The sequence below is a fragment of the Cellulomonas sp. P4_H12 genome (genome assembly GCF_056400905.1).
Genome location: NZ_JBFUKJ010000006.1, coordinates 12,942 through 38,727, shown reverse-complemented (window position 1 = coordinate 38,727; position 25,786 = coordinate 12,942). Strand labels below are relative to the sequence as shown.

27 protein-coding genes, 1 tRNA gene and 1 other RNA gene are annotated in these 25,786 nt (G+C 73.0%); 13 read left to right on the top strand and 16 right to left on the bottom strand.

All coding sequences use genetic code 11. The annotated features are described in order from the left end of the window. Window positions 1-90: 90 nt before the first annotated feature. Both AC1DQC_RS05000 and AC1DQC_RS04995 read right to left on the bottom strand, forming a co-directional pair. Window positions 91-1,170: a fatty acid desaturase family protein gene (locus AC1DQC_RS05000; protein ID WP_477050116.1), complete on the bottom strand. Its 1,080-nt coding sequence runs from the start codon at window positions 1,168-1,170 to the stop codon at window positions 91-93. Window positions 1,171-1,317: 147 nt separating this feature from the next. After that, a complete protein-coding gene (locus tag AC1DQC_RS04995; protein WP_028049733.1) occupies window positions 1,318-1,521 on the bottom strand; it encodes a cold-shock protein in 204 nt (67 codons plus the stop codon). Between the two features lie 287 nt (window positions 1,522-1,808). Between AC1DQC_RS04995 and AC1DQC_RS04990 the strand changes: the two genes are divergently transcribed. Further along, complete coding sequence (locus AC1DQC_RS04990; RefSeq protein WP_477050115.1) at window positions 1,809-2,216, top strand: YchJ family protein; 408 nt, start codon at window positions 1,809-1,811, stop codon at window positions 2,214-2,216. Window positions 2,217-2,220: 4 nt separating this feature from the next. Here AC1DQC_RS04990 and AC1DQC_RS04985 read toward each other — a convergent pair whose 3' ends face one another. Continuing rightward, a complete protein-coding gene (locus tag AC1DQC_RS04985) occupies window positions 2,221-2,790 on the bottom strand; it encodes a TetR/AcrR family transcriptional regulator (protein WP_477050114.1) in 570 nt (189 codons plus the stop codon). 14 nt (window positions 2,791-2,804) lie between these two features. Beyond that, a complete protein-coding gene (locus tag AC1DQC_RS04980; RefSeq protein WP_477050113.1) occupies window positions 2,805-4,028 on the bottom strand; it encodes an MFS transporter in 1,224 nt (407 codons plus the stop codon). 117 nt (window positions 4,029-4,145) lie between these two features. Here AC1DQC_RS04980 and AC1DQC_RS04975 point away from each other — a divergent pair, with 117 nt between their 5' ends. The 3 genes from AC1DQC_RS04975 to AC1DQC_RS04965 all read left to right on the top strand — a co-directional run bounded on the left by AC1DQC_RS04975 (window position 4,146) and on the right by AC1DQC_RS04965 (window position 7,171). Next, window positions 4,146-5,663 (top strand): ATP-dependent DNA ligase, encoded by a 1,518-nt coding sequence (locus AC1DQC_RS04975; RefSeq protein ID WP_477050112.1) that lies wholly within the window; start codon window positions 4,146-4,148, stop codon window positions 5,661-5,663. Window positions 5,664-5,685: 22 nt separating this feature from the next. Then, window positions 5,686-6,003, top strand: a complete 318-nt coding sequence (locus tag AC1DQC_RS04970) for a hypothetical protein (protein WP_477050111.1) — start codon at window positions 5,686-5,688, stop codon at window positions 6,001-6,003. Between the two features lie 70 nt (window positions 6,004-6,073). Next, window positions 6,074-7,171 carry a hypothetical protein gene (locus tag AC1DQC_RS04965; protein WP_477050110.1) on the top strand — a complete coding sequence of 366 codons (1,098 nt, stop codon included), beginning with the start codon at window positions 6,074-6,076 and terminating at the stop codon, window positions 7,169-7,171. Here the strand turns inward: AC1DQC_RS04965 and AC1DQC_RS04960 are convergent. Further along, window positions 7,147-7,398, bottom strand: a complete 252-nt coding sequence (locus tag AC1DQC_RS04960; RefSeq protein WP_477050109.1) for a DUF4242 domain-containing protein — start codon at window positions 7,396-7,398, stop codon at window positions 7,147-7,149. The genes AC1DQC_RS04965 and AC1DQC_RS04960 overlap by 25 nt on opposite strands. 46 nt (window positions 7,399-7,444) lie before the next feature. Here AC1DQC_RS04960 and AC1DQC_RS04955 point away from each other — a divergent pair, with 46 nt between their 5' ends. Then, on the top strand, window positions 7,445-8,461 hold the full coding sequence (locus AC1DQC_RS04955; RefSeq protein WP_477050108.1) for an AraC family transcriptional regulator: 1,017 nt from the start codon (window positions 7,445-7,447) through the stop codon (window positions 8,459-8,461). A 6-nt stretch (window positions 8,462-8,467) separates the two neighbouring features. Here the strand turns inward: AC1DQC_RS04955 and AC1DQC_RS04950 are convergent, their stop codons facing one another. After that, a complete protein-coding gene (locus AC1DQC_RS04950; RefSeq protein ID WP_477050107.1) occupies window positions 8,468-8,665 on the bottom strand; it encodes a hypothetical protein in 198 nt (65 codons plus the stop codon). Window positions 8,666-8,746: 81 nt separating this feature from the next. On the opposite strand from AC1DQC_RS04950, the gene AC1DQC_RS04945 reads away from it, so the two are divergent. Then, entirely contained in the window at window positions 8,747-9,952 is a 1,206-nt protein-coding gene (locus AC1DQC_RS04945) for a BaiN/RdsA family NAD(P)/FAD-dependent oxidoreductase (RefSeq protein ID WP_477050106.1), read from the top strand. A gap of 16 nt (window positions 9,953-9,968) precedes the next feature. Here AC1DQC_RS04945 and AC1DQC_RS04940 read toward each other — a convergent pair whose 3' ends face one another. The 8 genes from AC1DQC_RS04940 to AC1DQC_RS04905 all read right to left on the bottom strand — a co-directional run bounded on the left by AC1DQC_RS04940 (window position 9,969) and on the right by AC1DQC_RS04905 (window position 16,886). Continuing rightward, window positions 9,969-10,406 carry a ScoMcrA-related endonuclease gene (locus AC1DQC_RS04940; RefSeq protein WP_477050105.1) on the bottom strand — a complete coding sequence of 146 codons (438 nt, stop codon included), beginning with the start codon at window positions 10,404-10,406 and terminating at the stop codon, window positions 9,969-9,971. A gap of 93 nt (window positions 10,407-10,499) precedes the next feature. Further along, window positions 10,500-10,584: transfer RNA gene (locus AC1DQC_RS04935), tRNA-Ser, on the bottom strand. A gap of 45 nt (window positions 10,585-10,629) precedes the next feature. Beyond that, window positions 10,630-10,980, bottom strand: a complete 351-nt coding sequence (locus tag AC1DQC_RS04930) for a hypothetical protein (protein ID WP_477050104.1) — start codon at window positions 10,978-10,980, stop codon at window positions 10,630-10,632. A 43-nt stretch (window positions 10,981-11,023) separates the two neighbouring features. Next, on the bottom strand, window positions 11,024-11,614 hold the full coding sequence (locus tag AC1DQC_RS04925; RefSeq protein WP_477050103.1) for a histone deacetylase: 591 nt from the start codon (window positions 11,612-11,614) through the stop codon (window positions 11,024-11,026). Then, window positions 11,611-13,164 carry a peptide ligase PGM1-related protein gene (locus tag AC1DQC_RS04920; RefSeq protein ID WP_477050102.1) on the bottom strand — a complete coding sequence of 518 codons (1,554 nt, stop codon included), beginning with the start codon at window positions 13,162-13,164 and terminating at the stop codon, window positions 11,611-11,613. Before AC1DQC_RS04920 ends, AC1DQC_RS04925 begins: the two co-directional genes overlap by 4 nt. Continuing rightward, window positions 13,161-14,288: an adenylate/guanylate cyclase domain-containing protein gene (locus AC1DQC_RS04915; RefSeq protein ID WP_477050101.1), complete on the bottom strand. Its 1,128-nt coding sequence runs from the start codon at window positions 14,286-14,288 to the stop codon at window positions 13,161-13,163. Before AC1DQC_RS04915 ends, AC1DQC_RS04920 begins: the two co-directional genes overlap by 4 nt. Next, a complete protein-coding gene (locus tag AC1DQC_RS04910) occupies window positions 14,281-14,667 on the bottom strand; it encodes a response regulator (RefSeq protein WP_477050100.1) in 387 nt (128 codons plus the stop codon). Before AC1DQC_RS04910 ends, AC1DQC_RS04915 begins: the two co-directional genes overlap by 8 nt. Beyond that, complete coding sequence (locus tag AC1DQC_RS04905; RefSeq protein ID WP_477050099.1) at window positions 14,664-16,886, bottom strand: GAF domain-containing protein; 2,223 nt, start codon at window positions 16,884-16,886, stop codon at window positions 14,664-14,666. The genes AC1DQC_RS04910 and AC1DQC_RS04905 overlap by 4 nt, the downstream gene beginning before the upstream one ends. A 255-nt stretch (window positions 16,887-17,141) precedes the next feature. Here AC1DQC_RS04905 and AC1DQC_RS04900 point away from each other — a divergent pair, with 255 nt between their 5' ends. Next, window positions 17,142-17,507: a VOC family protein gene (locus tag AC1DQC_RS04900; protein ID WP_477050098.1), complete on the top strand. Its 366-nt coding sequence runs from the start codon at window positions 17,142-17,144 to the stop codon at window positions 17,505-17,507. A gap of 48 nt (window positions 17,508-17,555) precedes the next feature. Continuing rightward, window positions 17,556-18,380: an inositol monophosphatase family protein gene (locus tag AC1DQC_RS04895; RefSeq protein WP_477050097.1), complete on the top strand. Its 825-nt coding sequence runs from the start codon at window positions 17,556-17,558 to the stop codon at window positions 18,378-18,380. A gap of 29 nt (window positions 18,381-18,409) precedes the next feature. On the opposite strand, the gene sthA is transcribed toward AC1DQC_RS04895, so the two are convergent. Further along, window positions 18,410-19,873 carry a Si-specific NAD(P)(+) transhydrogenase gene (sthA, locus tag AC1DQC_RS04890; RefSeq protein WP_477050096.1) on the bottom strand — a complete coding sequence of 488 codons (1,464 nt, stop codon included), beginning with the start codon at window positions 19,871-19,873 and terminating at the stop codon, window positions 18,410-18,412. Between the two features lie 133 nt (window positions 19,874-20,006). Here sthA and ffs point away from each other — a divergent pair. Next, an RNA gene (gene ffs, locus AC1DQC_RS04885) (signal recognition particle sRNA small type) lies at window positions 20,007-20,103 on the top strand. Here the strand turns inward: ffs and AC1DQC_RS04880 are convergent. Next, window positions 20,101-20,529: an Lrp/AsnC family transcriptional regulator gene (locus AC1DQC_RS04880; protein WP_477050095.1), complete on the bottom strand. Its 429-nt coding sequence runs from the start codon at window positions 20,527-20,529 to the stop codon at window positions 20,101-20,103. The genes ffs and AC1DQC_RS04880 overlap by 3 nt on opposite strands. Before the next feature lie 79 nt (window positions 20,530-20,608). Between AC1DQC_RS04880 and AC1DQC_RS04875 the strand changes: the two genes are divergently transcribed. From AC1DQC_RS04875 to AC1DQC_RS04860, 4 genes are all read left to right on the top strand, one after another. Continuing rightward, window positions 20,609-21,217: a LysE family transporter gene (locus AC1DQC_RS04875; RefSeq protein ID WP_477050094.1), complete on the top strand. Its 609-nt coding sequence runs from the start codon at window positions 20,609-20,611 to the stop codon at window positions 21,215-21,217. A 115-nt stretch (window positions 21,218-21,332) separates the two neighbouring features. Beyond that, window positions 21,333-22,031, top strand: a complete 699-nt coding sequence (locus tag AC1DQC_RS04870) for an ABC transporter ATP-binding protein (RefSeq protein ID WP_477050093.1) — start codon at window positions 21,333-21,335, stop codon at window positions 22,029-22,031. Beyond that, window positions 22,028-23,386 carry an FtsX-like permease family protein gene (locus AC1DQC_RS04865; RefSeq protein WP_477050092.1) on the top strand — a complete coding sequence of 453 codons (1,359 nt, stop codon included), beginning with the start codon at window positions 22,028-22,030 and terminating at the stop codon, window positions 23,384-23,386. The genes AC1DQC_RS04870 and AC1DQC_RS04865 overlap by 4 nt, the downstream gene beginning before the upstream one ends. Window positions 23,387-23,442: 56 nt before the next feature. Continuing rightward, window positions 23,443-25,770 carry a DNA polymerase III subunit gamma and tau gene (locus tag AC1DQC_RS04860; protein WP_477050091.1) on the top strand — a complete coding sequence of 776 codons (2,328 nt, stop codon included), beginning with the start codon at window positions 23,443-23,445 and terminating at the stop codon, window positions 25,768-25,770. Window positions 25,771-25,786 lie beyond the last annotated feature (16 nt).

Here is a 25,786-nt window from a genome sequence, read left to right as displayed (position 1 = left end):
TCCTGCGGCCCCGCCCTTCTGTGCGTGCGGGCCGGAGACGACGACGCCCCCGCCGCCCAGAGGGGCGACGGGGGCGTCGTGCACGGAACGTCAGACGCGGTACAGCGCCGTCATCGGGCAGTTGAACGGGTCGCGGTCGGGCTTCCCGACGGTGTTCAGGTACTTCACGATGATCGCGTACGAGCGCGGCAGCGAGACCTGCACGTACGGGATGTTGTGCTCGCGGCAGTAGGCCTCGACGATCGGCTTCGCGCGGCGCAGGGACGGGCGGGGCATCGACGGGAACAGGTGGTGCTCGACCTGGTGGTTGAGCCCGCCCATGAGCACGTCGACCCACTTGCCGCCGCCGATGTTGCGGCTGGTCAGCACCTGGCGGCGCAGGAAGTCGAGGCGCGAGTCCTTGGGGATCAGCGGCATGCCCTTGTGGTTCGGGGCGAACGAGGCGCCCATGTAGAACCCGAAGACGCCCATCTGCACGGCCAGGAACACCAGGGCGATCGGCCAGGACATGGTGAGCAGGACCAGCGCGAGCCCTCCGACGAGCCGGATGGTCATCATGACGATCTCGGCGGCGCGGTGCTCGAGCTTCTCACGCGACGACAGCCGCTTGACGGCGGCGACGTGCAGCGCCAGGCCTTCGAGCAGCAGCAGCGGGAAGAAGAACCAGCCCTGGTGGTTGAGGAACCAGATCGAGAGCTTCGACGTGCGCGTCGCGGCCTGCTCCGGCGTGAAGGAGAGGACCTCGAGGTCGATGTCGGGGTCGGTGTCGATCTTGTTCGGGTTGGCGTGGTGGCGCGTGTGCTTGCGCTGCCACCAGCCGTGGCTCAGGCCGACGAAGAGGTCGGCGAGCACGAGGGAGGTCCAGTTGTTGGCGCGTCCGTCGGAGAAGATCTGCCGGTGCGCGGCGTCGTGGCCGAGGAAGGCGACCTGCGTGAGGATCACGGCGGCGGCGAACGCGACGGCGATCTGCCACCAGGAGTCACCCACCAGGATGATCGTGGCGACGAGGCCCAGGACCGCGACGACGGCGGCGGACAGCCGCACGGCGTAGTGCGCGGGGCGGCGCTTCATCAGGCCGGCGGCCTGGACGGTGCGGGTCAGCTCGGTGAAGTCGCTGACGGCGCGGTCTCGAGGTCGGGCAGGTGTGGCGGCGAGCGTCGGAGTGCTCATGGGCGTCCGTCCTGTCGGGTCGTGCAGTGCGCGGCGCGAGTTCGGTCGGGGATGAGCGGGATCCGGGAGCGCCTGTTCGATGATGCGACGAGACCCCGGCACAAGGCCGGGGTCTCGTGTGGAGCTATGAGCTCAGAGGACTGCAGCTCAGAGAGGCGTGATGTTCGACGCCTGCGGGCCCTTGGGGCCCTGCGTGACCTCGAACTGGACCTTCTGGTTCTCCTCGAGCGTGCGGTAGCCGCTCGTCGTGATGGCGCTGTAGTGCGCGAACACGTCGGGGCCGCCGTCCTCGGGAGCGATGAAGCCGAAGCCCTTCTCGGCGTTGAACCACTTCACGGTGCCAACAGGCATGATGTTCTCTTCTCTCACGTGCGGTATGGACAACTCCCGGGTGACCGGGACCGGTATTCACGGTGTTCGTCGTCCGTCTCCGAGGTGGTCCTCGAGAACGTCCTGCCGGGTTTCCCTCGGCCGTCATGACAAGCGATTCACTGCGACTACAGGCACAACCGTACGGCACTATGGGCCTGACCGGAACGTGGAACGCGAACCGGTCTGCTCGGAGCCCGCGGCGCGTGGGATCCGAGCCACCCCTGCGAGCCCCCCGGAACGCACGCGGACGACAGGCGGAGACACCGATGACCGAGACCGATGACCGCTGCCCGTGCGGGACCGGCGAGACGTTCGGCGAGTGCTGCGGCCGCTATCTCCAGGACGGCCGGGTGGCCCCCACGGCCGAGGCGCTCATGCGGTCGCGGTACACGGGCTTCGCGACGAGGGCGGTGCACTACCTGCTCGCCACGTGGCACCCGAGCACCCGCCCCGACGAGCTTGAGCTCGCCGAGGACATGGTCTGGCGCCGGCTGGATGTGCTGCGCACGGACGCCGGTGGTCCGTGGGACGACGCCGGCACGGTCGAGTTCGTGGCGCACTACCGGCTCGACGACGGCACGGCGATCGGCCAGCGCGGGCGCCTGCACGAGACCAGCAGGTTCGTGCGCGAGGACGGCCGCTGGCTCTACGTGGACGGCGGGATCGGCGCGTAGCCGGTCAGGCGCGCGACGCGTCCTCGACGAGCACCAGCGCGGTCGCGCGCGCGGCCCGCGCGGCCTCGCGGTCGTGGTCCATGCGCGCGGAGATGCCGACGCCGTCGTACAGGAGGTGCAGGCGGCGGCCCAGGGTGGCCGGGTCGCGCACGCCCTCGATCTTCGAGGCGAGGTCGGTGAGCAGCTCGCGGACCCAGCGCCGGTACGCCTCCGCCGCGTGCACGACGGCACCGTCCGGACGGGCCTCGGTGCTGGCCGCCGCGAACGCGCAGCCGCGGTACGTGGGCTCGTGGACCATCTCGTCCTGAGCCTCGAACACGGCGAGCAGCCGGTCGGTCGGGTCGGTGTAGCCCTCGACGTGCCGCGCGATCCGGGCCGCGATGCGGTCGTGCCGGGACTCGAGGTAGGCCCGGACCAGCTCGTCCTTGCTGCCGAAGGTGTTGTAGAGCGAGGCCTTGGCGACGCCGGCCTGCTCGATGACGCGGTCGATGCCGACCGTCTGCACGCCCTCGGCGTAGAACAGCTCGTTCGCGGCGTCCAGCAGCCGCTCGCGCGCGCTCGTCCTCGTCGTCATCGTTCTCCCTCTCGTCAGACAGGTCTGTCTACTGTACGCCGCAGCAGCCCCGCGAGGGCGGCCAGCGCGAAGGCGATCACGGCGAGCGCGTAGCCCTGCGCGGTCACCAGCAGGCCGCCGTCGTGGACGACGACGATCCCGGCGATGACGGCCGGCACGCCCATGCCCAGGTAGGACACGACGTAGAGCAGGGACAGCACGCCCGCGCGCTCGTGCGGCAGCGTCTGGGGGACGACGAGCCGGATCGCCCCCTGGAACCCGCCGCCGAAGCCGATGCCCGCGACCGCGGTGCCGACGAAGAACAAGACGGGCGCGCGCAGCCGGATCGACACCAGGACGACGGTCAGGCCGACGACGAGGGCTGCGATGCCGACGAGCAGGACGTCGCGCGCGGGCTTGCCGCGCAGGACGACCACAGTGACCGCCGCGGTGCCGGCGAGCACGAAGAGACCCAGTCCGGCGAACAGCGCCGAGTGCGACCCGACGAGCGTCGCGACTAGCGCCGGGCCGAGCGAACCGTAGAAGCCGGGCAGCGCCCAGACGGCGAACAGCACGGGGAGCGCCACGGCGGCCGGTCGACGGACGCTGCGGGGCAGGGCGACCGTCGGTCGCAGGCTGGCGACCGCACCCGGCTCCGGCGTCACCGTCTCGGGCATCAGTGCGACCCCGACCGCCTGCACGGCGAGCACCACGAGCAGCGCCAGGAAGATGAGGTGGGTCGGCGCGGGCAGCAGGGCGACGACGAACGAGGCGAGGAGAGCGCCGAGCGCGGTCCCCATCGCCGGGACGGCCGCGTTGGCCAGCGTCCCCCGGACCCGGTCGATGTCGAGCATGCCGGCGCCGATCGCGGCGACGGCCGCGCCGGTCGAGAGCCCCTGCACCGCGCGGGCCACCAGCAGCATCGGGACGCCGTCGGCCGTCGTGAAGACGACCAGGGCCACCGCCTGCACCGCTATCGCCGCGAGCAGCACCGGCCGACGCCCCACGTGGTCGGACAGCCGACCGAGCACCAGGAGCGAGGCCAGGACCGCGATCGCGTAGGTGCCGAAGACGATGGTCGTCGTGGTCGCGGTGAAGCCCCACTCGGACTGGTAGACGGCGTAGAGCGGCGTCGGGGCGCTGGAGGCGGCGAGGAACGCGAGGACGATCGACGCCAGCAGGACGAAGGACGACCGCGGCGACAACCGTCGGCGGGTTCGGGTGAGGGTGGTGCTCGGTCGTTCGGCGAGCTGGGTCACGGCGGGCTCCGATAGGTAGACCGGTCTGTATAGTGGAGACTAGACAGGTCTGTCTGCGGGCGTCAACTGTTGGTGGCTGGCGAGCGCGCTGTAGGCGGTCGGGTGCACGATGCCGACATGCTGTTCGCCGAGCTCGCGACGACCTCCTCCGCGGTGGCGACGACCCGGTCGCGGCTGGCCAAGCGCGCCCTGCTCGTCGACCTGCTCCGCCGGACCCCGCACGAGGACGTCGGCATCGCCTCGCGCTACCTGGGCGGGCAGCTGCGGCAGCGGCGCACCGGGCTCGGCTGGCGGTCGATGGCGGCGATGCCCGAGCCCGCGCCGGAGCCCTCGCTCACGGTGGCGGCGGTCGACGACGCCTTCGAGGCGATGTCGCGCCTGGCGGGCGCCGGCTCGAGCACCGCGCGCACGGCGGCCGCTCGTGCGCTGTTCGCGGCCGCGACGCCCGACGAGCAGCGCCTGCTGCGCGGCCTGGTCACCGGTGAGCTGAGGCAGGGATCGCTTGACGCGCTGCTGCTCGACGCGGTGGCGGAGGCGGCCGGGGTGGCGCCGGACGCGGTGCGTCGGGCCGCGATGCTCGCAGGGGACACCGAGCCGGTCGCCGTCGCCGCGCTGACGCAGCCCGACCCGGCGGCGGCGCTCGCGGCCTTCACGCTCGTGGTCGGGCGTCCGGTGCGGCCGATGCTGGCGCAGTCGGCGCCGGACGTGGACGCCGCCTGGGCCGGCCTGGCGCCGGGCCCGGTGGTCGTGGACTCGAAGCTCGACGGCATCCGGATCCAGGTGCATCGGCGCGGGTCCGAGGTCGCCGTGTTCACCCGGAGCCTGGACGACATCACGTCGCGGGTGCCCGAGATCGTCGCGGCGGTCCAGCGGATGCCGGCGACCGACCTCGTGCTCGACGGCGAGGCGCTCGCGCTGGGCCCCGACGGGCGTCCCCGGCCGTTCCAGGAGACGGCCTCCCGTTCGGCCACGCGCGACGCCGAGGTGGCCGCCGCGGTCACGTTGACGCCGTTCTTCTTCGACTGCCTGCACGTGGACGGCGCCGACCTGCTCGACGCGCCGCTGCTGCGGCGGCTCGAGGCGCTCGACGCGGTGGCCGGGTCGTCCGTCGTCGAGCGCCTGGTCACGTCCGATCCTGCGGCCGCCCGCGAGTACTTCCACGCGGCGGTCGTCGCGGGGCAGGAGGGGGTCGTCGTCAAGGCGGCCGACGCCCCGTACGAGGCCGGCCGGCGCGGCGCCGGGTGGATCAAGGTCAAGCCGCGCAACACCCTCGACCTCGTCGTGCTCGCCGTCGAGCGGGGGTCCGGGCGGCGGCAGGGGCTGCTGTCGAACATCCACCTGGGAGCGCGTGACGGCGACGGCTTCGTCATGCTCGGCAAGACGTTCAAGGGGATGACCGACCAGATGCTCGCGTGGCAGACGGAGCGGTTCACCGAGCTGTCCGTCTCGGACGACGGCTGGGTGGTCACCCTCCGCCCGGAGCAGGTGGTCGAGATCGCCTTCGACGGGCTGCAGCGATCGACGCGGTACCCGGGCGGCCTCGCGCTGCGGTTCGCGCGCGTGGTCCGCTACCGCGACGACAAGACGGCGGCCGAGGCCGACACCATCGAGACGGTGCGGGCGCTCGCGGGCTGACCGCGGCGCCTACGATCGAGTCGTGAGCGTCTTCTTCCGACGACGAGCCGACTGGGTGCTGGCGGACGGCGTCGAGCGGCACGCGCTCTCGCCGAGCACCTTCCGGATCGTCGACGACGAGGCGAAGGCGGCCCTGCGGGAGGGCGATCGCGTCAAGCTGATGGTGGTGCCGTCGGAGGGCATCGCCGAGCGCCTGTGGGTCGTGGTCAGCTCGGTCGGCGACGAGGTGCTGCACGGGACGTTCGCGAGCGACGCCGTCGAGCTGCGCGGGCTGCACGCCGGCGACGTCGTGACGTTCGAGCGCCGGCACGTCCTCGCCATCCGCAGGCCGGACGCCTGAGCCGCGGCATCCGACTGAACCTGTGGACGGCGGGCCACGGGCTCGGACGGACGGACCTACGCTCGCGCTCGTGGAGACCCCGCCGACCGCCGAGCCGCTCGTCTGGCTGACGTGCACCACCGACGCGTCGTTCGTGCGCCGGGCCGTCAACGCCCAGTGGCGACGCATCCTGGCCCGGCCGCGGATGCTCATCGCCGAGGGGTTCGTCGCGCTGGCGCTGATTCTCGCGCTCCTGGTTCCCGAGGTTGCAGCGACGGCGCTCACGGTCGCGGTGGTGCTGGTCGCGTGGGTGCTGCTCGCGTACCTGCTGGCGTGGGTCCGCTCGGCGCGGAGCGTCCCGGCCGGCACGGAGCTGAAGGTCGCGATCGACGGGGACAGGATCGTCGGGCAGGGGACGCGCGGCACGACGTCGATCCGCCTCGCCGCCTACCGCCGCGTGCACGTAGGGCCACACGTCGTGCTGCTGGAGAACCGGACCAACGCCTACCTGGCGGCCTACCCGCGCGAGATGTTCCCCGACGCGGTGCTCGACGACCTGCGGTCCCGCATCGCCGGCTTGCCGCAGGAGGCGTCACTGACGGTGCTCGACGACCTGCCGACCCCCGTCGCCGCCGCGCTCGCGCGCCCCAGCGCGACGGCGTTCTACACGACCGGTCCGGGGTACGTCGACCGGGTGGTCGACGCGTACGTCAGCGAGGTGGTGCTCGCTCCGCGCCGCGTGGTCGTGCAGGCGCTCGTGGCGGTCGCGGTCTTCGTCGTGGGGGTCGTGCTCGGCGGCGGCGGGACGACCGGCGTGATCGTCGGCCTCGTCTACGTGGGGTTCGTCGCGGGCGTCGTGGCGTGGTCGATGCGGCGTCAGCGCACCCGGTTCGCTCGCCGGCTGGCCCGGCAGATCCCCGTGGGCTCGACGTTCCGGGCCGCCCTGCTGCCGACCGCTCTCTGGGTCGAGGGACCCCTCGTGACGGGCGAGACCAGCTATGCGGCCTTCCGGTCGGTGTCGGTCCGGGACGAGCTCGTGTTCCTGCGCGCCCGGGACACCGCTCTCTTCTGGATCTACCCCGTCCAGCTGTTCCCCGGCGGCTCGCTGGACCTGCTGCGCGAGAGGGTCGACGCCGCGGCGGCCGCGGCGTCGACCCGGCGGGCTCACGCCCCCTCGTCGACCCGGTAGATCTCGTCGGCCACCAGGCCGTGCGCCTGGCGGTGCACGGTCGCGGCGGCCTCTTCGTCGGGGGCGTCGACGAGGCAGAAGATCTTCCCCTGCGTCTCGTCGACCCAGTACTTCAGGTAGCTGACGTCGAAGGCGCCCTGGGTGGCCAGGTCGGCCTGGTGCGCCTGCGCGACATCGCCCATCCCGACGGGTCCGTCGATGGTGTGGACGTCCATGAACAGTGGCATCTCGTGCTCCTTATGCGTGGTTTGTCGGTGTGACACGATCAGCCTCGTGGTGAGCACGTCCGCGGACCATGACCGCGTCACCGGGTCTCCTGATCGAGAACCCACGCACCAGGACCTGCTGCAGGCCTCGCTCGAGCGGCTGCGGCTGGAGGGCGCGGTGTTCCTGCGTGCCGAGTACCGCGAGCCGTGGACGTACGAGTCGATGACCGGACCGGTCACCGCGAACCTGCTGCGTCCCGGCACCGACCGTGTCGTCCTCTTCCACGTGGTGGCGTCGGGTTCCTGCTGGGTCTCGGTCGGGGACGGCGCGAAGCACTGGGCCGCGGCGGGCGACGTCATCGTGCTGCCGTACGGCGACCAGCACCGGATGGGTGGCCTGGAGGACGCCGAGGTGGTGCCGATCTCGACGTTCATGCCCGCGACGCCGTGGGTGCAGATGCCTGTGCTGCGGTACGGCCGAGACGGCTCGGAGACCGATGTCGTGTGCGGCTACCTGCACAGCCGCGATCCGCTGTTCGACCCGGCGCTGCGGGCGCTCCCGACGGTGTTCGTCGTGAGCCCGACCGGGCCGGCGGCGCAATGGGTCCGCGCAAACGTCGAGTACGCGCTGGAGCAGACGTCGGCGGGCGCGCTCGGGATCCCCACGCGCCTGCCGGAGGTGTTGCTCGTCGAGGTGCTCCGGTTGCACCTGGCGTCGGCGCCCGCGGCCGACCACGGCTGGGCGGCGGCGCTCCGCGATCCCGTGCTCGCGCCGGCGCTCGCAGCCATGCACACGACGCCCGAGCGCAAGTGGACCGTCGAGCTGCTCGCGCGCGAGTCCCTCGTGTCCCGGTCGCAGCTGGACACCCGGTTCCGCGAGGTGCTCGGCCGGTCGCCCATCCGGTACCTCACCGAGTGGCGGATGCACGTGGCGCAGGACCTGCTGGCGACCACCGACCTCGGCGTCGTGGCCGTGGCCCACCACGTCGGCTACGAGTCGGAGGAGGCGTTCAGCCGGGCGTTCAAGCGCAGTCGTGGCGACCCGCCCAGCGTCTGGCGGTCGGGGCGCACGGCGGCGGTCTGAGACCGGTCAGGGGCGACGTGCCCGGACGCCCACCACGACGAGCGCGATCCCGACGACGGCGATGATCGGGCCGACGATCGCCCACATCGTCACCCCCGTCATCGCGCTCCCCGCGAGGTAGCCGAGTCCCTGCAGCGTGAAGACCACGCCCATGGCGAGCAGGACCAGACCCAGTGCGATGGCGACGGGCTTGCGCATGGTCATCTCTCGCGAACGTCGGCGTCGGGGGACGTGTCCATTGTGGTGCATGGCTCCTGTCGCGGGAGTCTCGGCTACGTTCGGCCGATGAGCAGGGCGAGCGTGGTCGGCGGTGGGCCGGCAGGGCTGATGGCCGCGGAGGTGCTGGCCCGGGCCGGCGTCGCCGTGACGGTCTACGACCGGATGCCGTCGCCCGCCCGCAAGCTCCTCCTGGCGGGGCACGGCGGCCTGAACATCACCCACTCCGAGGACCTCGACCTGTTCCTCGCCCGGTACGGCGCGTCGGCCGACCGGCTCGCGCCGATGCTGGCGCAGTTCAGTCCGACCGACCTGCGGGAGTGGTGCGCGGACCTGGGCGAGCCGACGTTCGTGGGGTCGAGCGGCCGGGTGTTCCCGAGCTCGTTCCGGGCCACCCCGTTGGTCCGCGCCTGGCTCGCGCGGCTGGCCGACCTGGGTGCGACGATCGAGCGGAGGCAGCGCTGGACGGGTTGGACCGACGACGGCCTGCGGTTCGTCGGCACCGACGAGGTGCCCCGCGAGGTCGTCGGCGACGTGACGGTCTTCGGGCTCGGCGGAGCGTCGTGGCCGCGGCTGGGCGCGGACGGCGGGTGGGTGGACGCGTTCGCCGACCGCGGGGTCGCGACGGCGCCGTTGCTGCCGGCGAACGTCGGCCTGCGCGTCGACTGGACGGCGACGTTCGCGGACCGGTTCGAGGGGACGCCGCTCAAGCACGTGGGGTTGTCGGTGGGCGGGCAGCGGTCCCGCGGGGACGCGATGGTCACGCGGACGGGCATCGAGGGCGGGCCGGTCTACGCGATCGGCGCGGCGATCCGCGACGCGCTCGACACGGACGGACGGTGCGTGCTCGAGGTCGACCTGCGCCCCGACCACACCGCGGGCCAGCTCGTCGAGCGGTTGCAGCGCCGCCGACCGAAGGACTCCGGCTCGAACTGGCTGCGCCGCTCGATCGCCCTCGACCCGGTCGGGGTGGGCCTGCTGCGGGAGTCGAGGGGCGGGTCGTTGCCCGACGACGCGTCCGTCGTCGCGGAGCTGGTGAAGTCCGTCCCGGTGGTGGTGACCGGCACCATGCCCATCGAGCGGGCGATCTCCACGGCCGGCGGGATCGCGTGGTCCGAGGTCGACGCGTCCCTGATGCTGCGCCGGATGCCCGGCACGTTCGTCGCGGGCGAGATGCTCGACTGGGAGGCACCCACGGGCGGCTACCTGCTGCAGGCGTCGTTCAGCACCGGGGTGGTCGCGGCGCAGGGCGCGCTGGCCTGGCTCGGGCGCTGACGGCTCGCGCGGTGCCTCAGCCGCACTCGTCGCAGATACCCGTGGCGGGGAGCGTCATCGAGCACGTCGGGCAGATCGCGGGCGCGGCCTCGCGGACGGGGGTCGCCCGCGCGACCGGGGTCCGCGGGGCACGTGGCGMGCGCGCGGCGCGGGCGGGCGGCGGGCGGTACGTCGACCGCGGCTCGGTCACCTCGAAGCCGCGCTTGCGCAGGATGGTGACCGCACCCACCACGTCGCTGCCGAACTCCTCCGACGTCGCGAGCCGCCCCGTCGCGTACCGGTGGGCGACGCCGAGGAGGGCTCGCGAGTCGTAGCTGCGTCCCTCGTGCACGAGCGCGTACTCCTCGGTGGGTGCGAATCCGTAGACGTCGAGGAACTCCGAGCCGCCGCGGGCGTCGTACTCGGCGATCGCCTGGAGGACGTGCTGTCTCGACACGGAGGAGAAGGTGGCCACGACGTGCGAGCGTACGTCGAACCGGACGTCCTTCGCCTCCAGCGCGGAATGACGAAGGGCCCGCGACCAGGAGGTCACGGGCCCTTCGGTGCGCGGAGGATGGGGGATTCGAACCCCCGAGGGCTTTCACCCAACACGCTTTCCAAGCGTGCGCCATAGGCCACTAGGCGAATCCTCCCGGCCGACAGAGGATACCCGACCTCGAGCGTCGGACCGAACGGGGTCAGACGACCAGCAGGACGACGCCGGCGAAGATCAGCACCATCTCCGCGACGAAATGGCCCAGCAGCGGCAGGACGGCGCGCCCGCGGCCACCGGGTGCCACCGCGACGGACCGGCTGTCGGACCACATGAGGGCGCCGCCGACGGCCCACGCCAGTGCGGCGCCGAGCCGGATCCACCGCCCCTCGGTGAACGCGAGGACGACGGCGAGCACGGCCAGGAGCCAGAAGGCCGCCGCGCCGAGCTGGAGCCGGGAGCCCCAGAAGGCGAGCGGGGCGGCCTTGGTCGGAGGCGTCCCGGCGGGCATCGGCTCGTTGCTGGCGAGCAGGCCGGGGATGTCGGGATCCGTCACGGACCGATCATGCCGTGCGCTGCGGACGTTGGGTGCGACGGGCTCAGGCGGCCCCCGGGATCCTGGCGAGATACGCCCGGATCCGCTCTGCGTCCCAGCCATGGGTGTCGCGGAGGCCGTCCTCCATGGTGCGGAGGTACGCCCCCGTCGGGGTCGTCACCGGTGCAGCCGCCCAGGAGTCGGAGGTGAGGGTGAGCAGAGGGATCTGGTCGAGCGTGYCGACGCGTACCACCGTCTCGTAGCGGCCGGGCCCGAGACGGAATCGGCCGTGGAGGTCGAGGTCGACCAGGTCGAGGTCGACGTCCGGTGCGCGCCGCATCTCCTGGGCCAGCACGTCCGCCAGCTGACCGGTCCGGAGCAGGTAGGCGGCGGCCGCCACCTCACCGTCCCCCGCGGGGTCGAAGACCGCCGTGCCGCCGCCCCACGTCGTCGAGACGCCGGTGAACGCCAGCCTGCCCCGGATCTGCAGGGCGACCGTACGCGCCGGGTCCGTCCGGTCGCGACAGCCGGGGTACGTCCGACGGCTGCCCGGAGGCGTACCCCCTCGGAGGTAGCAGCGGAACCGGTCCGCGCTGAGGTTCGAGCCGTACGCGACGTACCAGACGTGGTCGAGCCTCGCAGGCTGCCTCGTCATCGTGGCAGGGCGCCCGCGCGCCCGGCTTCGGCTGCCTCGGTCAGCAGGATCTCCTCGGCACGGCGGTACAGCGCCATCGCTTCCTGCGGGGTGTTGCCGACGGCGGTCAGACCCACGCGGCCCAGCTCCGTCAGGCAGCTGATCATGTGGAAGACCACGCCGACCTGTCTCGACTGGTCGAAGTGGAGTCCGTGCCGCGCCACGACGTCGAAGAGGTCGCCCACCCGCAACGCCCGTAGCTCCGGCGCCTCCAGATGGTCTGTCGCGACCAGGTGCTTCTCGTCGCCGGTGGACGTGAGGAACCGGCCGGAGGCGCCGTCGTACCGACCGTCCGTGAGGAACTGGAGGGTGAGGAACGGGTGGGTCGTCCCGCCCTTGCGCAGGTTGAGCTCGATGGCGTGCGCCGACCAGGCGCCGGCCTCGTCGCGCACGACGACGAAGTCCACGGCGAACCTGCCCAGAACTCCCTCGCGCGCCAGCCGGCGGCCGATCACCTCCGCCGGCTCGCTGATGAGTCGCGCGTACGCCGGGTCGGCGGGGAACGTGCAGCCGAGGTAGCGCTGGCCGCTGGGACCGCCGAGCAGCTGGTCGTGGGTGGAGAGCAGCTCGACCGTGCCGTCGGGCAGCGCGCGCAGCTGCACGCTCGGGCTCCGCAGCTCGATACCGGTGACCCGCTCCTCGACGATTCCGTGACCTCGCGCGAAGCGACCCCAGTAGTCGTCCCGCGTCATGGTCGGCGACTCCAGCTCGAGGAGCGCGACCCGCTCGGAGACGCGGCGGCGTCGCGCGTCGTCGCCTCCCGCTGCGCCGAGGTCGCGAAGGTCGACGAGGGCGTTCCCGTTCCCGGACACCCCGTCGTTCAGCTTGACGATCATCTGAGTGATCCCCGCCTCGGCGTCCAGGGCGTCGGTCACGGCGTCGACCACGGCCTCCTGGTCGGTGAGGTCCTCGAATCCGAGCGGGTGCCGCACGCCCTCCTCGGCGAAGAGCCGGCGGCACCCGGTCTTCGTGCCGAAGGCGGCGAACCTCGGGTCGGACCCGTACACCGGGATGCCGAGGAGCAGGGCGAGGTCCCGCTCCCGCTCGGTGGTGCTGTAGGCGATCAGGTGGCAGCGACCCCGGTTGGGGATGCCCGACCCGATCGCCTCCACGACGCGCGGTCGCTCGAGCAGCTTCTCGGTGAGGGGGCGCAGCGTGGCGTCGTCGACCGAGACGAGCGTGAGCCGCGCCAGCGCATGGCTCGGGATCACGCCGGGCAGCAGCGCCAGGTAGTACTCGATGATGCTGGCCTTGATCGGCATCGAGGTGACGTACGTCATCCGGAGCATCGGCTGGCGGAGCAGCAGCAGAAGGAAGAGGAAGCGCTCCTCGTACGCCTGCACCATGCCGGCGCTGGCGACCGTCGCGTCGACCGCGACCGAGGGCACCACGACGACGGACTCGTCGCCGTGGCCCTGGCGCATGTCGTCCCAGACCGGGCGCATGCGCTGCTGCAAGGCGATGAAGCTCGCCTGCCGGGACGGCTCGTCGAGGTCCTCTAGCGTGGTCATGGCTGCCTCACTCCTGTGCTGTCGACCGCGTAGGTGCCGACGGGTCTGCTGAACCCCCGCAGGTCCAGCGAGCCGAGGGGGCGACCGGCGACCCGGTCCTCGACCGCCGAGAAGACGCGTTGGCTGACCAGCACGTCGCCCGCCGGCGCCGCCGCGCACAGGCGCGCGGCGAGGTTGGTGACGCTGCCGATGGCGGCGTAGTCCGAGCGGCCCTCGAACCCGATCAGGCCGAGGGTGGCGTACCCCTGCGCGACGCCGACGCCGAACCCGAGGTCGTGCCCTCGTCGGGTCCAGCCCGCGGCCAGGTCGGCCACCCGGTCGCGCATCGCGACGGCCATCGCGACGGCGCGCCACGGGGGGTCGTCGCACGGGACCGGATCGTTGAAGAACACCATGAGACCGTCGCCGGTGAAGCGCTCGAGCGTGCCCTCGAACTCGACGATCAGGTCTCCGAGGACGCGGTGGTACTCCCGCAGTACCTGCATCACCTCTTCGGGCTCCGACTGCTCCGCGAAGGGCGTGAACCCGCGAAGGTCGCAGAACACCACCACGATCTCGCGGCGATGGCTGTCCAGGAGCGACTCGTCACCGGAGTCGAGCACGAGGCCCGCCAGCTGAGGGGGCAGGAAACGCCGGAGCCGGTGCAGCCGATCCAGCTCCTCGACCTGCGCACGGACGCGCGACTCCAGGTCCCGGTTCCACGCGGCCAGCTCCGCCGCCTGCGCCGCGATCGTGTCCTGGTACCGCTTGACCCGTGCGAGGGACGCGACCCGGGCCACCAGCTCGCCCTGGTGGAAGGGCTTGGCGACGAAGTCGTCGGCACCGGCCTCGATCGCGCGCACCTTCTCCTGCTCCCCGCTGGCGGTGATCATCACCACGGGCAAGAAGGCGGTGCGTGGATGGGAGCGGACGCGTCGGCACACCTCGTACCCGTCGATCCCCGCCATCACGATGTCGAGCAGGACGAGGTCGATCCGCGACCCCTCGGCGTGGAGGATCTCGAGCGCCTCCTCACCGGACGTCGCCAGGACCAGGTCGTAGCCGCGCGGCGCGAGCACGGCCTCGAGGAGGCGCAAGTTCTGGGGCAGGTCGTCGACGGCGAGGATCCGGACCGCGTCAGGCATGACCGTCACCGCCCGCGAGGAACGCCTCGATCTGCGCAGGCAGCGCCCGGACGCTGATCGGCTTGGACAGGTACCCGTCGAAGCCGTCGGAGTAGGCACGGTCGCGGTCCGCCTGCATGGCGAACGCGGTCACGGCCACGACGGGCACGTCGGCGACGGACGGGTCGCCGCGGATCTGATGGAGCGCCTCGACGCCGTCGATCCCGGGGAGCTGGAGATCCATCAGGACCAGGTCCGGCGAGCAGGAGCGGGCGAGGTGCACCCCCTCCTCGCCCGACCGCGCCTCGACCACCTCGAAGCCGCAGTGCTGGAGCACGTCTCTCATCAGCTTGAGATTCAGCGAGTTGTCCTCGACGACGAGGATCCGGGCGCCGGTCATCCGCCGACCCCCCTCGGCACCGGGTCGAGGCCGGAAGGCAGCGCGTCGACGCGACGCAGCGCCCGCACGAGGTCGTCCCGCCCCACCGGTTTGATCAGGTACTCCGCGGCTCCGAGCGCGAGCCCCCGCTGTCGCTCGTCGAGGATCGACGCGACGATCACGGGGACATCGCGTGTGCCGTCGTCGGCCTTGAGACGCTCGAGCACCTGCCAGCCGTCGAGGCCGGGCAGCCGGATGTCGAGCACGACGGCCGCGGGATGGGTCGCCCGGACCGCCTCGAGACCCGCGCGGCCGTCGCGCGCGCGGACGATGCGGACGTCGAGCCCGTCCAGGTAGGCGGCCAGAAGGTCCAGGGACGCCCGGTCGTCGTCCACCAGCACGACCACCGGAGAGTCGGTGCGCGCGAGGGGCAGGTCGGCGTCAGGGGCGGCCGAGCCGGCGGGCACAGCGAACCCGAAGGTGCTGCCGACACCGACCTGGGTCTCCAGCCACATCCGGCCGCCGAGCAGTGCGACGAGCCGGCGGCACAGGGTCAGACCCAGGCCGGTCCCTTCCTCCTTCGGGGCCCCGCGCCGGCCCTGCTGGAACGCCTCGAAGATCCGTTCCCGCTCCTCCACCTCGATGCCTGGGCCGTCGTCTGTCACGGTCACCTCGACGTCGATACCCACCCGGCGCGCCGCCACGGCGACGTGCCCCCCGTCGGGCGCGAACTTGACGGCGTTGCTGAGCAGGTTGACGACCACCTGCTTGAACTTCAGCTCGTCCGACTCGACGTGGTCGAGCCCGGGACCGATCGCGACGGTGATCTCGATGCCGTGCGCCTGCGCGCGTCCCCGCACCGTCGCCATGCCGTAGTCCACGGCAGCCGGGGCGGAGAAGACGGACCGCTCGAGCTCCATGCGGCCGGCCTCGACCTTCGACAGGTCGAGGATCTCGTTCAGGAGCTCGAGAAGGTGCTGTCCGGAGCTCAGGATGTCCCGCAGGTACTCCTCCTGGCGTTCGTTGAGGTCGCCGAACAGCTTCTCCAGGAGGACCTCCGAGAACCCGATGACGGCGTTCAGCGGTGTCCGGAGCTCGTGGGACATGCTCGCGAGGAAGTCTGACTTGTGCTGGCTCACCACCTCGAGCTCGGCCGACTGGACCTCGAGCTCCCGGAACAGCCGGGCGTTGGAGACGGCGAGGGCCGACTGGCTCGCGAACGTCTCGAGGAAGTCGACCGTCTCCTGCGCGAACGTGCCCGGGGCCCGCCGGCGCACGACCAGGGCGCCGAGGATCCGCTCGCCGCGCAGCACGGGGACGGCCAGGACGGATCGCCAGCCGTCGGCGTGCAGCACCGCGAGGTGGGAGTCGAGGGGGACGAGGTCCAGGTCGGGGACGGCCACGGGGCGCCGCTCGAGGGCGGCGCGGCCGACGAGCGTCGTCCGGAGCTCGATGCGCGCCGACCGCAGGGCGGCCAGGAGCTCGGGGCTGCTGGCGTACGCGCTGCGCACCGAGAACAGCTGTTCGTCCTCGAGGTACTCCATCATCGAGCCGCCGTCGCAGCCGGCGAAGCGGACGGCGTTCTTGATGATGGTCGAGAGGACCTCGTCCAGGACGAGGCTCGAGCTCACGATCCCACCGACCGCGCTGAGCGCCTCCAGCTGGTCGACGCGACGCGCGAGCTCGGCGCCGCGGGCGTCCAGTGCGGCGACCAGGTCCACGTGACGCACGACGACAGCCGCCTGGGCGGCGAACGCCTCCAGGAGGGCCACCGCGCTGCTGTCGAACGGCTCCACCTCGCTCCGGAGCAGCGAGAGCGCGCCGACCACCTCGTCGTCGAGCATCATCGGCGCCGCGACCACCGTGCGGAAGCCCACCATCTCCTGCAGGTCGCGCCGGCGGTACTGCGGGTCGACGAGCACGTCGGAGATCTGCTGGACCTTGCGGCTGGTGGCAGCGCGGCCCACGATCGTGTCGCCGTCGACCCGGATGGGATGCTCGCGCCAGTAGCGGCGCAGCTCGTCCGTCAGACCCAGGGACGACGCGAGCGTGAAGCGGTCGCCATCGATCAGGTAGATGAGCACGGTCTGCGCCCGACACAGCCGCCGAGCGCTGTCGACGATGGTGTCCAGGACCGCATCGGGGTCCGCGGCCGACCCCAGGGCGGTGAGGACGGCGCTCGCTGCCGCGAACTGCTCCGTGGCGTCGTCGTAGGCGCGGCGCAGGCGCTCGTGCTCCACCTGGCTGACGGTCCCGCCGGCCCCGGCCATCGTCGGCCGCCCTTCCCCGGGTCTTGACGTCCCGGGCGTACCTCAGTGTGCTCGCGGGGCCGGGCGAGGTGCAACGGCCCGACGCCGCGCCTCGCCGGTCGCACCTGACGGGACGGCGAGGACGACGGCTCGAGCGGGCTGTCGTCCTCGTCGGGCCGGTCCTAGGCTTGTCGGGTTCCGGGCCCGCCAACCCGAGGGCCCTGCAGGAGTGCGAGGAGCGAGGCCATGGCGCACGGCGACATCACGCACATCGACATCCCGGCGGACGACCTCCAGCGCGCGACGGCGTTCTACGCGGAGCTGTTCGGCTGGGACATCAAGGAGTCGCCCGGGTACGAGGGGTACCCGATGTGGGCCGCCCCGAACGGCATCAGCGGCGGAGGCCTCAGCGCACGGGCGGGCAATCTGCAGGTGCCGCGCAGCTATGTCGAGGTGGACTCCATCGAGGACGCGCTCCGGCGGGCGAACGAGCTCGGCGGCCGCACCGTCCTGGAGAAGACGGAGATCTCCCCGACCAGCTGGTGGGCGGTGTTCGAGGACTCCGAGGGCAACCAGCTCGGCCTCTACGAGGGGACGACGGCCACCGGCTGACCGGAACGCGTTCACCCGGGCGTCGCACGCGAGGGTGATGATGCGCCCATGACGACCCTCATCGCCCAGCACCTCCAGCCCGACGTCGACCTCGCCCTCCGCGCCGTCGAGGCCGGCCTCGCGGTCGTACGAGGGACCGACGACCGCGCGATCCTGCGGCTCAAGGGCCCGAACGACCTGGTCACCGCCGTCGACCTGGCGACGGAGGACGCGGTCGTCCGCACGCTGCGGCACGGGTCGGCGCTGCCGGTCCAGGGCGAGGAGGGGTCGCCGCGGGAGTCGGCGCCGGACCGCTGGGTGGTCGACCCCATCGACGGGACCGCCAACTTCGTCGCCGGCCTGCCTCTGGTCGCCTGCACGCTGGCCCGGCTCGCGGACGGTGAACCCGTGGTCGGCGTCACCGCGGACGTCACCACGGGCGAGATCGTGTGGGCCGCGCGGGGGGCAGGGGCATGGCGCCGGACGGACGACGGCGACGTCCGGGTGACGGCCGTCGGCGGTCCGCTCGACTCGCTCACCGTGACGGTCGGGGACCTGTCGTGGACCTCCGTGGCGCCGTGGCCGCTCGACGTCCGGGCCCGCGCGCTGCGGGAGGTGGCTGCGACGGTCGGCAAGGTGCGGGTCGTCGGGACCTCGGCCACCGAGCTGGCGTGGGTCGCCACCGGCCGCACGTCGGCCTCGCTCGCGTTCGGGAACGCCGCCTGGGACGTGGTGGCGGGCGTGGTGCTGGTCCGGGAGGCCGGCGGGGTCGTGGTCGATGCCCGCGGGGAGCCGTGGTCGCTGGAGTCCGACTCGATCCTGGCGGCGGCGACACCCGAGATCGCCGAGGCGATGGTGGCCGCAGTGGCCATCGCCGTGGCCGCCCACGGCTGACCAGTCGATGGAGAGAGCCGACTGGAGCCTCAGCTGCTGAAGCGGTCGACCTGCCGGATCTTGTTCGTCGCGTCGAGCGCCGCCACCTTGTAGGCCTCGGAGAGCGTCGGGTAGTTGAGGACGGTGTCGACGAGGTAGTCGACGGTGCCGCCGCACGCCATGATCGCCTGGCCGATGTGCACGAGGTCGGTGGCGGACGTCCCGAAGATGTGGACGCCGAGCAGCTCACGCGTCTCGGTGTGGACCAGCAGCTTGAGCATGCCGTAGGAGTCGCCGACGATCTGCCCGCGCGCCAGCTCGCGGTAGCGGGCGACACCGACCTCGTAGGGCACCGCCTCGCCGGTGAGCTCCTCCTCGGTGCGGCCGCAGTACGAGATCTCGGGGATCGTGTAGATGCCGATGGGCTGCACGGACTGCAGCTCGCGGGCCGGCTCCCCGAACGCGTGGTACGCCGCCAGGCGGCCCTGGTCCATGCTCGTCGCCGCCAGGGCGGGGAACCCGATGACGTCGCCGACGGCGAAGATCGAGGGCACCTCGGTCCGGTACTCCGCATCGACGGCGATCCGCCCGCGCGAGTCCGCGGACAGCCCGGCCGCCGCCAGGTTCAGGGCGTCCGTCTGGCCCTGCCGGCCGGCCGAGTACATGACGGTGTCGGCGGCGATGCGCTTGCCCGAGGCCAGGCGGGTCACGGTGCCGTGCGTGTTGCTGTCGACGCCCGCGACCTCCTCGCCGAACCGGAACGAGACCGACAGGTCGCGCAGGTGGAACTTCAGCGACTCGGCCACCTCGGGGTCGCACATCTCGAGCATCGCGGGCCGCTTGTCGATGACCGTGACCCGCGTGCCGAGGGCCGCGAACATCGAGGCGTACTCGATGCCGATGATCCCGGCGCCGACCACGACCATCGAGTTCGGCACCTTCTCTAGTGCGAGCAGGCCGTCCGAGTCGAGGACCGTCCGCTCGTCGAACTGGACCGTGCTGGGCCGGTGGGGCTTGCTGCCGGTGGCGATCACGACGAACCGCGCGGTGAACTGGGTGCGGCGGACGCCGTCGTCCTCGAGCACGGCGACCGTGTGGGCGTCCACGAACGACCCGGTGCCGTTGAGGATGTCCACGTGGTTGCGCAGCAGCTGGGCGCGGATCACCTCGTGCTCCCGACCGATGACGTGCTGCGTGCGGGCGAACAGGTCCTCCATCGTGATGTCCGACTTCACGCGGTAGCTCGCGCCGTACACCTCGCGCTGCGCCATGCCCGTGAGGTACATGACCGCCTCGCGCAGGGTCTTGCTCGGGATCGTCCCGGTGTTCGTCGAGACGCCGCCCATCATGTGCCGCCGCTCGATGATGGCCACCTTGTGGCCCAGCTTGGCGGCCGCGATCGCCGCCTTCTGGCCGCCCGGGCCCGAACCGACCACCATGAGGTCGTAGTCGTAGTGGGCGTCCGCCTGCTCCTGCGCCACCGCGGCATCCCCGGGAACCCCATCAGTCGCCATGGGGGCAGTCTGCAACCAAAGGCGTCGCCGCGTGAGTCGGGGAAGTCACCGGCAGGTGACGGTCACGTCTCGCGCCCGTCGGACGACTGGCCGACGCGGTCAGCGGCACCGACTGTTCGGGTTAGGATTTCCGGCAGACCCCTCGTGCGGCGTCATCTCGCTGAACTCCCCCAGGGCCGGAAGGCAGCAAGGGCAGGTGAGCTCTGGCGGGTGTGCGGGGGGTCCTTTCATGCCCGCATCGCGAGGCGGGTGAACGTCTGCGCCACCCCCGCCTCGCGCTTCAGCCGCCGGACGAAGAGGTCCAGTGCCGCCGGGTCGGTGACCACGGCGTGCAGCAGGTAGTCGTACGAGCCGGTCACGTGGACCGCGTCGAGGACCTGCGGGAAGCCCCGTCGCGCTAGCGCCTCCGTGAAGTCCTCGTTGGTCGTGCCGTCGGCGAGCCGCACCTCGACGAACACCTCCAGGCCCGGGCCCGGCGTCGCCGCGCCACCCCCGCGGACGATGGTGAACGCGCGGATCGTCCCGTCGGCGACGAGGCGGCCGACGCGGTTGGCCGCGGCGTTCGGGCTCAGGCCGACACGGGCGCCCAGCTCGCTGTACGGCAACCGCGCATCCATGGTCAGCTCGCGGAGGATTGCGTCGTCGATGGCGTCCATGCGTCGATGATCGCAGTTCGCCTTCGGATTCCGCAGTATGACCGTGACCGATCGGCGGGCATCCCGGAGCCTTGCTCGCGTGACCACGGCCTTCCTCCTCGGGGTGCTCGCGGGCCTGTCCGTCGCGATGCCGGTCGGGCCGGTCGGCGTGCTCCTCCTGCGCACCGGGCTGGTGGACGGCGTCCGGGTCGCGATCGGCGCCGCGTGCGGCGTCGCGACCGTCGACCTGGCCTACGCGGTCCTCGCCGTGGCGGTGGGCGCGCCCGTGAGCCGGGTGCTCGGGCAGCATGCGGCGCTCGTCCGGTGGGTCAGTGCCGGGGTGCTCATCGCCGTCGGCGCGGTCGGGGTCGTCACCGCCGCCAGGACGTCCGGAGACCTCGCCCCCACGGGCACGGTCGCGGCGTCGGCGTCGCGCGCCTACCTGCGGTTCGTCGGGCTCACGGCCGTCAACCCGCTCACGGCGGTCACGTTCACGACGATCGCCGTCGGGCTGGCCGCGCAGGTGGGGGGAGCCGGGTCCGTACCGGCGTTCGTCGTCGGCGTCGGGCTGGCCTCGCTCGCCTGGCAGCTCCTGCTCGCGGTGGGCAGCGGGGCGCTCGGCGTCCGCGTCCCGCCGCAGGCCCGTCGCTGGGTCTCGATGGCCGGCGCAGGGGTCGTCGTGCTCGCGGGCGTGGCGCTCGTGGTCTGAGCGGTCGTGTCCCACGGTGGGCGGACCCGGGTCCGCCTGCGGGCGCACGACCGGGCGACGGGAAGCAGCCTGCGGGCCGACGCGTCCTGGTGGCCGGCGGGTTCAGGCTGAGGCCATGACCACAGCCTCGTCCCGCCTCTCCGCCCGCGGCCTCGTGAAGTCCTTCGGGCCGACGACCGCCCTCGCCGGCGTCGACGTCGACCTCGCGGCGGGCGAGTCGCTCGCCGTGATGGGCCCGTCGGGGTCCGGCAAGTCGACCCTGCTGCACTGCCTGGCCGGCATCCTCTTGCCCGACGCCGGCACGGTCGCGCTCGACGGGCGGGAGGTCGGTCGCCTGTCCGACCGCGAGCGCTCGCTGCTCCGGCGCCGGCACTACGGGTTCGTGTTCCAGTTCGGCCAGCTGCTCTCGGAGCTGCCGGCCGTCGAGAACGTCGCCCTGCCAGCGATGCTGCTGGGCACGTCCCGGCGCGACGCGACGGCACTGGCCACGCAGTGGCTCGGCTCGCTCGGGCTGGCCGGCATGGAGGGGCGTCGGCCGGGGGAGCTGTCCGGCGGGCAGGCGCAGCGGGTGGCCGTCGCGCGCGCCCTCATCACCGGGCCGGCAGTCGTGTTCGCCGACGAGCCCACCGGCGCGCTCGACCAGGCCACCGGGCACGACGTCATGCAGGTGCTCACGCACACGACGAAAGCGGCGGGGGCGTCCCTCGTCGTCGTCACCCACGACGCCCAGGTGGCCGCGTGGTGCGACCGCCGCATCGAGGTGCGCGACGGGCTCGTCGTCGGCGCGCCCGCCTCCGCCGAGGTGGCCCGGTGAACGCGGTCGTCGCCCTCGCGCCCCGGTTCCAGCGTGCCGGCGGGCGCGACTCGCGCATCACCACGGGCCTGGCGATCACGGCCTTCGCCGTGGTGACCGGCCTGACGCTCAGCGTCGTCGGCGGCCTGCTGGGCTTCTCCGGCCGCTCGACGCTGCCGGTCGGGGACGACCAGACCGACATCCGGAGCCTCTACATGACGCTGGCGTGGTTCGCCGTCGTGCTGCTGGTGGTCCCGCTGGTCACGCTCGGCGGGGCGGCCGCGCGGCTCGGGGTGGCCCGCCGCGACGCCCGGCTGGCGACCCTGCGGCTGCTGGGCGCCACGCCCCGCGAGGTGGTCGCACTGACCGTCGCCGAGACGGCCTGGCAGGGGTTCGTCGGCGCCGTGCTCGGGATCGTCCTCTACGGACTCCTGCTGCCGATCGTCTCGCTGCTGCCGTTCCAGGGCACCACCTTCTCCGTCGCCGAGCTCTGGGTGGGGTGGCAGGGGCTCGCGGCCGCCCTGGTCGCGGTGCCGGTGCTCGCGGCGATCTCCGGGGCGGTCTCGCTGCGGCGCGTCACCGTCTCGCCGCTCGGCGTGGCGCGGCGGGAGACCCCGAAGCGGATGACCTGGCTGCGGGTCGTCGTCACGGTGGTCGGGATCGGGCTGTTCATGGCGCTCAGCGCCGCCTCGGGCGCCCTGGGGGCCGCCGCGGTCGGCGCTCTCGTCGGCGCGCTGGCGCTCGGTTTCGCGACGCTCAACGCCATCGGGCCGTGGGTGCTCGGTCGGGTCGGCAGGATCCAGCTGCGCGCCGCGACGACCCCCGCGCAGCTGCTCGCGGCACGCCGGCTGCTCGACGACCCGAAGGCGGCGTGGCGCGTGGTCGGCGGTCTCGGGCTCGCGAGCTTCGTCGCCGGGGTCCTCGCGATCATCCCGACGTTCGTCGCGGTCGACACCTCGCAGGACCCGCAGGGCGCGATGCTCCTTGACGACCTGGTCACCGGCGCGATGGTGACGCTCGTGGTCGCGTTCCTGCTCGCCGCCGTGTCGGCGGGCATCGCCCAGGCGGCCTCCGTGCTCGACTCTCGTCGGGAGATCGCCCTGCAGAACCTGGCCGGGACGCCGGTCGAGCTGCTCGACGCCGTCCGCCGACGGGCCGTGCTCGTGCCGCTGCTGTTCGTCGCCGTCGGCTCCGCGGTGACCGCGCTCGTCATGCTCCTCCCCCTGTTCGGCCTGACCGCCGTGCAGTCGCCGCAAGGGCCGCTGCTGCTCGCCGGGTTCCTCACCGGTGGGTGCGCGCTGGTGTTCGGCGCGACCGAGACGTCGCGGCCGTTGCTCCGGTCGGTGCTGGCGGACACGGTGGTGCGCGCTGACTGAGTGAGGCACGCGACGTGGGGCTCCGTCTGTCGGCGGAGGCGTCTAGGGTTCGTGGCGTGACGACAGCCCTGTACCGCCGCTACCGGCCGGAGAACTTCGCCGAGGTGATCGGTCAGGACCACGTCACCGCCCCCCTGCGCCAGGCGCTGCGCAGCGGTCAGGTGAACCACGCGTACCTCTTCTCCGGGCCGCGCGGCTGCGGCAAGACGACGTCCGCCCGGATCCTCGCCCGCATCCTCAACTGCGCGCAGAACACCGAGGAGCACCCGACCGACACCCCGTGCGACGTGTGCGACTCGTGCGTCGAGCTGGCGCGCGGGGGGCCGGGCAGCCTGGACGTGGTCGAGATCGACGCGGCCAGCCACGGCGGTGTCGACGACGCCCGCGAGCTGCGCGAGCGCGCCACGTTCGCGCCCGCGCGCGACCGCTACAAGGTCTTCATCCTCGACGAGGCGCACATGGTCTCGAACCAGGGCTTCAACGCCCTGCTGAAGATCGTCGAGGAGCCCCCGCCGCACATCAAGTTCATCTTCGCGACGACCGAGCCGGACAAGGTCATCGGCACCATCCGCTCCCGCACGCACCACTACCCCTTCCGGCTGGTGCCGCCCGACGTGCTCGTGCCGTACCTCCAGCAGCTCTGCGACAGCGAGGGCGTGCCCGTGGCCCCGGGCGTGCTGCCCCTCGTGGTCCGCGCGGGCGGCGGGTCGGTCCGGGACACCCTGTCGGTGCTCGACCAGCTCATCGCCGGCTCCGGCGGGGGCGAGCTCGCGTACGAGGGCGCCGCCGCCCTGCTCGGGTACACGCAGGCCTCATTGCTGGACGACCTGGTCGAGGCGGTCGCCGCCCGCGACGGCGCCTCGGCCTTCCGCGTGGTCGAGCGGGTCATCTCCACCGGGCACGAGCCGCGGCGCTTCGTCGAGGACCTGCTCGAGCGGCTGCGGGACCTCATCGTCATCGCCGCGTCCGGCGACGCCGCCGACGCGGCGCTGCGCGACGTGCCGTCCGACCAGCTGGACCGCATGCGCCTGCAGGCGCGCCACCTCGGTCCCTCCGAGCTGTCGCGCTCGGCCGACCTCTGCAACGCCGCGCTCACCGAGATGACGGGCGCGACCTCCCCGCGCCTGCACCTCGAGCTGCTCATGGCACGGCTGCTGCTGCCCGCCGCCGAGGACACGCGCTCCGGCATCGGGGCGCGGCTCGACCGGCTCGAGCGCGGCCTCCCGGCGGACGGCGGCGGCGTTCGCGTGCCGACGCACGACGCCCCGCACGCACCCACCCCTGCGGCCGAGCCCGCTGCGGCGGGCCACGCGCCGGCTCGTGCAGCCGAGCGCGCGCCGGCGGTTGAGCCCGCCCCGGCACGGGCGAGTGCACCGACGTCCGCGCCGGGGGGTGAGCCCGCCGCCGCGCGGGCGAGTGCACCGACGTCAGCGCCAAGGGCTGAGCCCGCCGCCGCGCGGGAAGGTGCACCGACGTCCGCGCCGGGGGCTGAGCCGGCCGCCGCGCGGGCGAGCGCTCCCGCCTCCGGGCCGGTGGCCGAGGGCACCCACGGCCCCGTACGCGCCGCAGCGCCCGCGTCCGTGCGGGAGCCCGTTGGCGAGCCCGCGTCCAGCGTCACCCCKGCCCCGGTCGCCGACCCGGCGCTCGCTGCCGAGCCTGCGCCGGCAGCCGACGCGGCAGCGCCCGCCCCCGTCGCTCCCGCGGCGGCGCCTCCCGCCCGCTCCTCCGGCGGCCCCGACACCGAGATGCTCCGCCGCCGTTGGCCGGAGGTGCTGGAGACCGTCAAGGGCCTGCGCCGCGTGACCTGGGCGCTCATCGACCCCCGCAACGCGCAGGTGGCCGAGCTCGACGCGACCACGCTGCGGATCGCGTTCGACAACCCCGCGCTCGCCACCACGTTCCGCAACGGTGCCCACGCGGACGTCGTGGCACGGGCCGTGCGCGAGACGCTCGGGTTCGAGGTCCGGGTCGAGGGCATCCTCGCCGAGCAGGCGTCGGCACCGGCGGCTCCGTCGTCGCCGACGCCGCGCACCCCGGCGGACGACAGGGCGAACCCCCGCGCCGTCACCCCCGCGGAGGCCGCGGCCTCGTGGGACGACGAGCCGCCGGCCGCCGAGCCGCCCGACGACGAGCCGGGCGAKCCCGGCGAGGCCGCGCCGCCGCCGCAGGATCTCGACGCACCGATCCCGCCCGCGGGTACCGCTCGTGAGCGGGGGATGGCGGCCGCCCGCGAGTCCGCCGCCCGCGTGATCCCCGGAGTGCCCGACGAGCCGTCCCCCGACGACCCGGACATCACCACGTCGACCCTGATCGGCGCACCTCTGGTCGCGCAGATGCTCGGCGGCACGGTCATCGACGAGCAGCTGGACGACGGCACGTCGTGACCGCACGGCGGTCGGT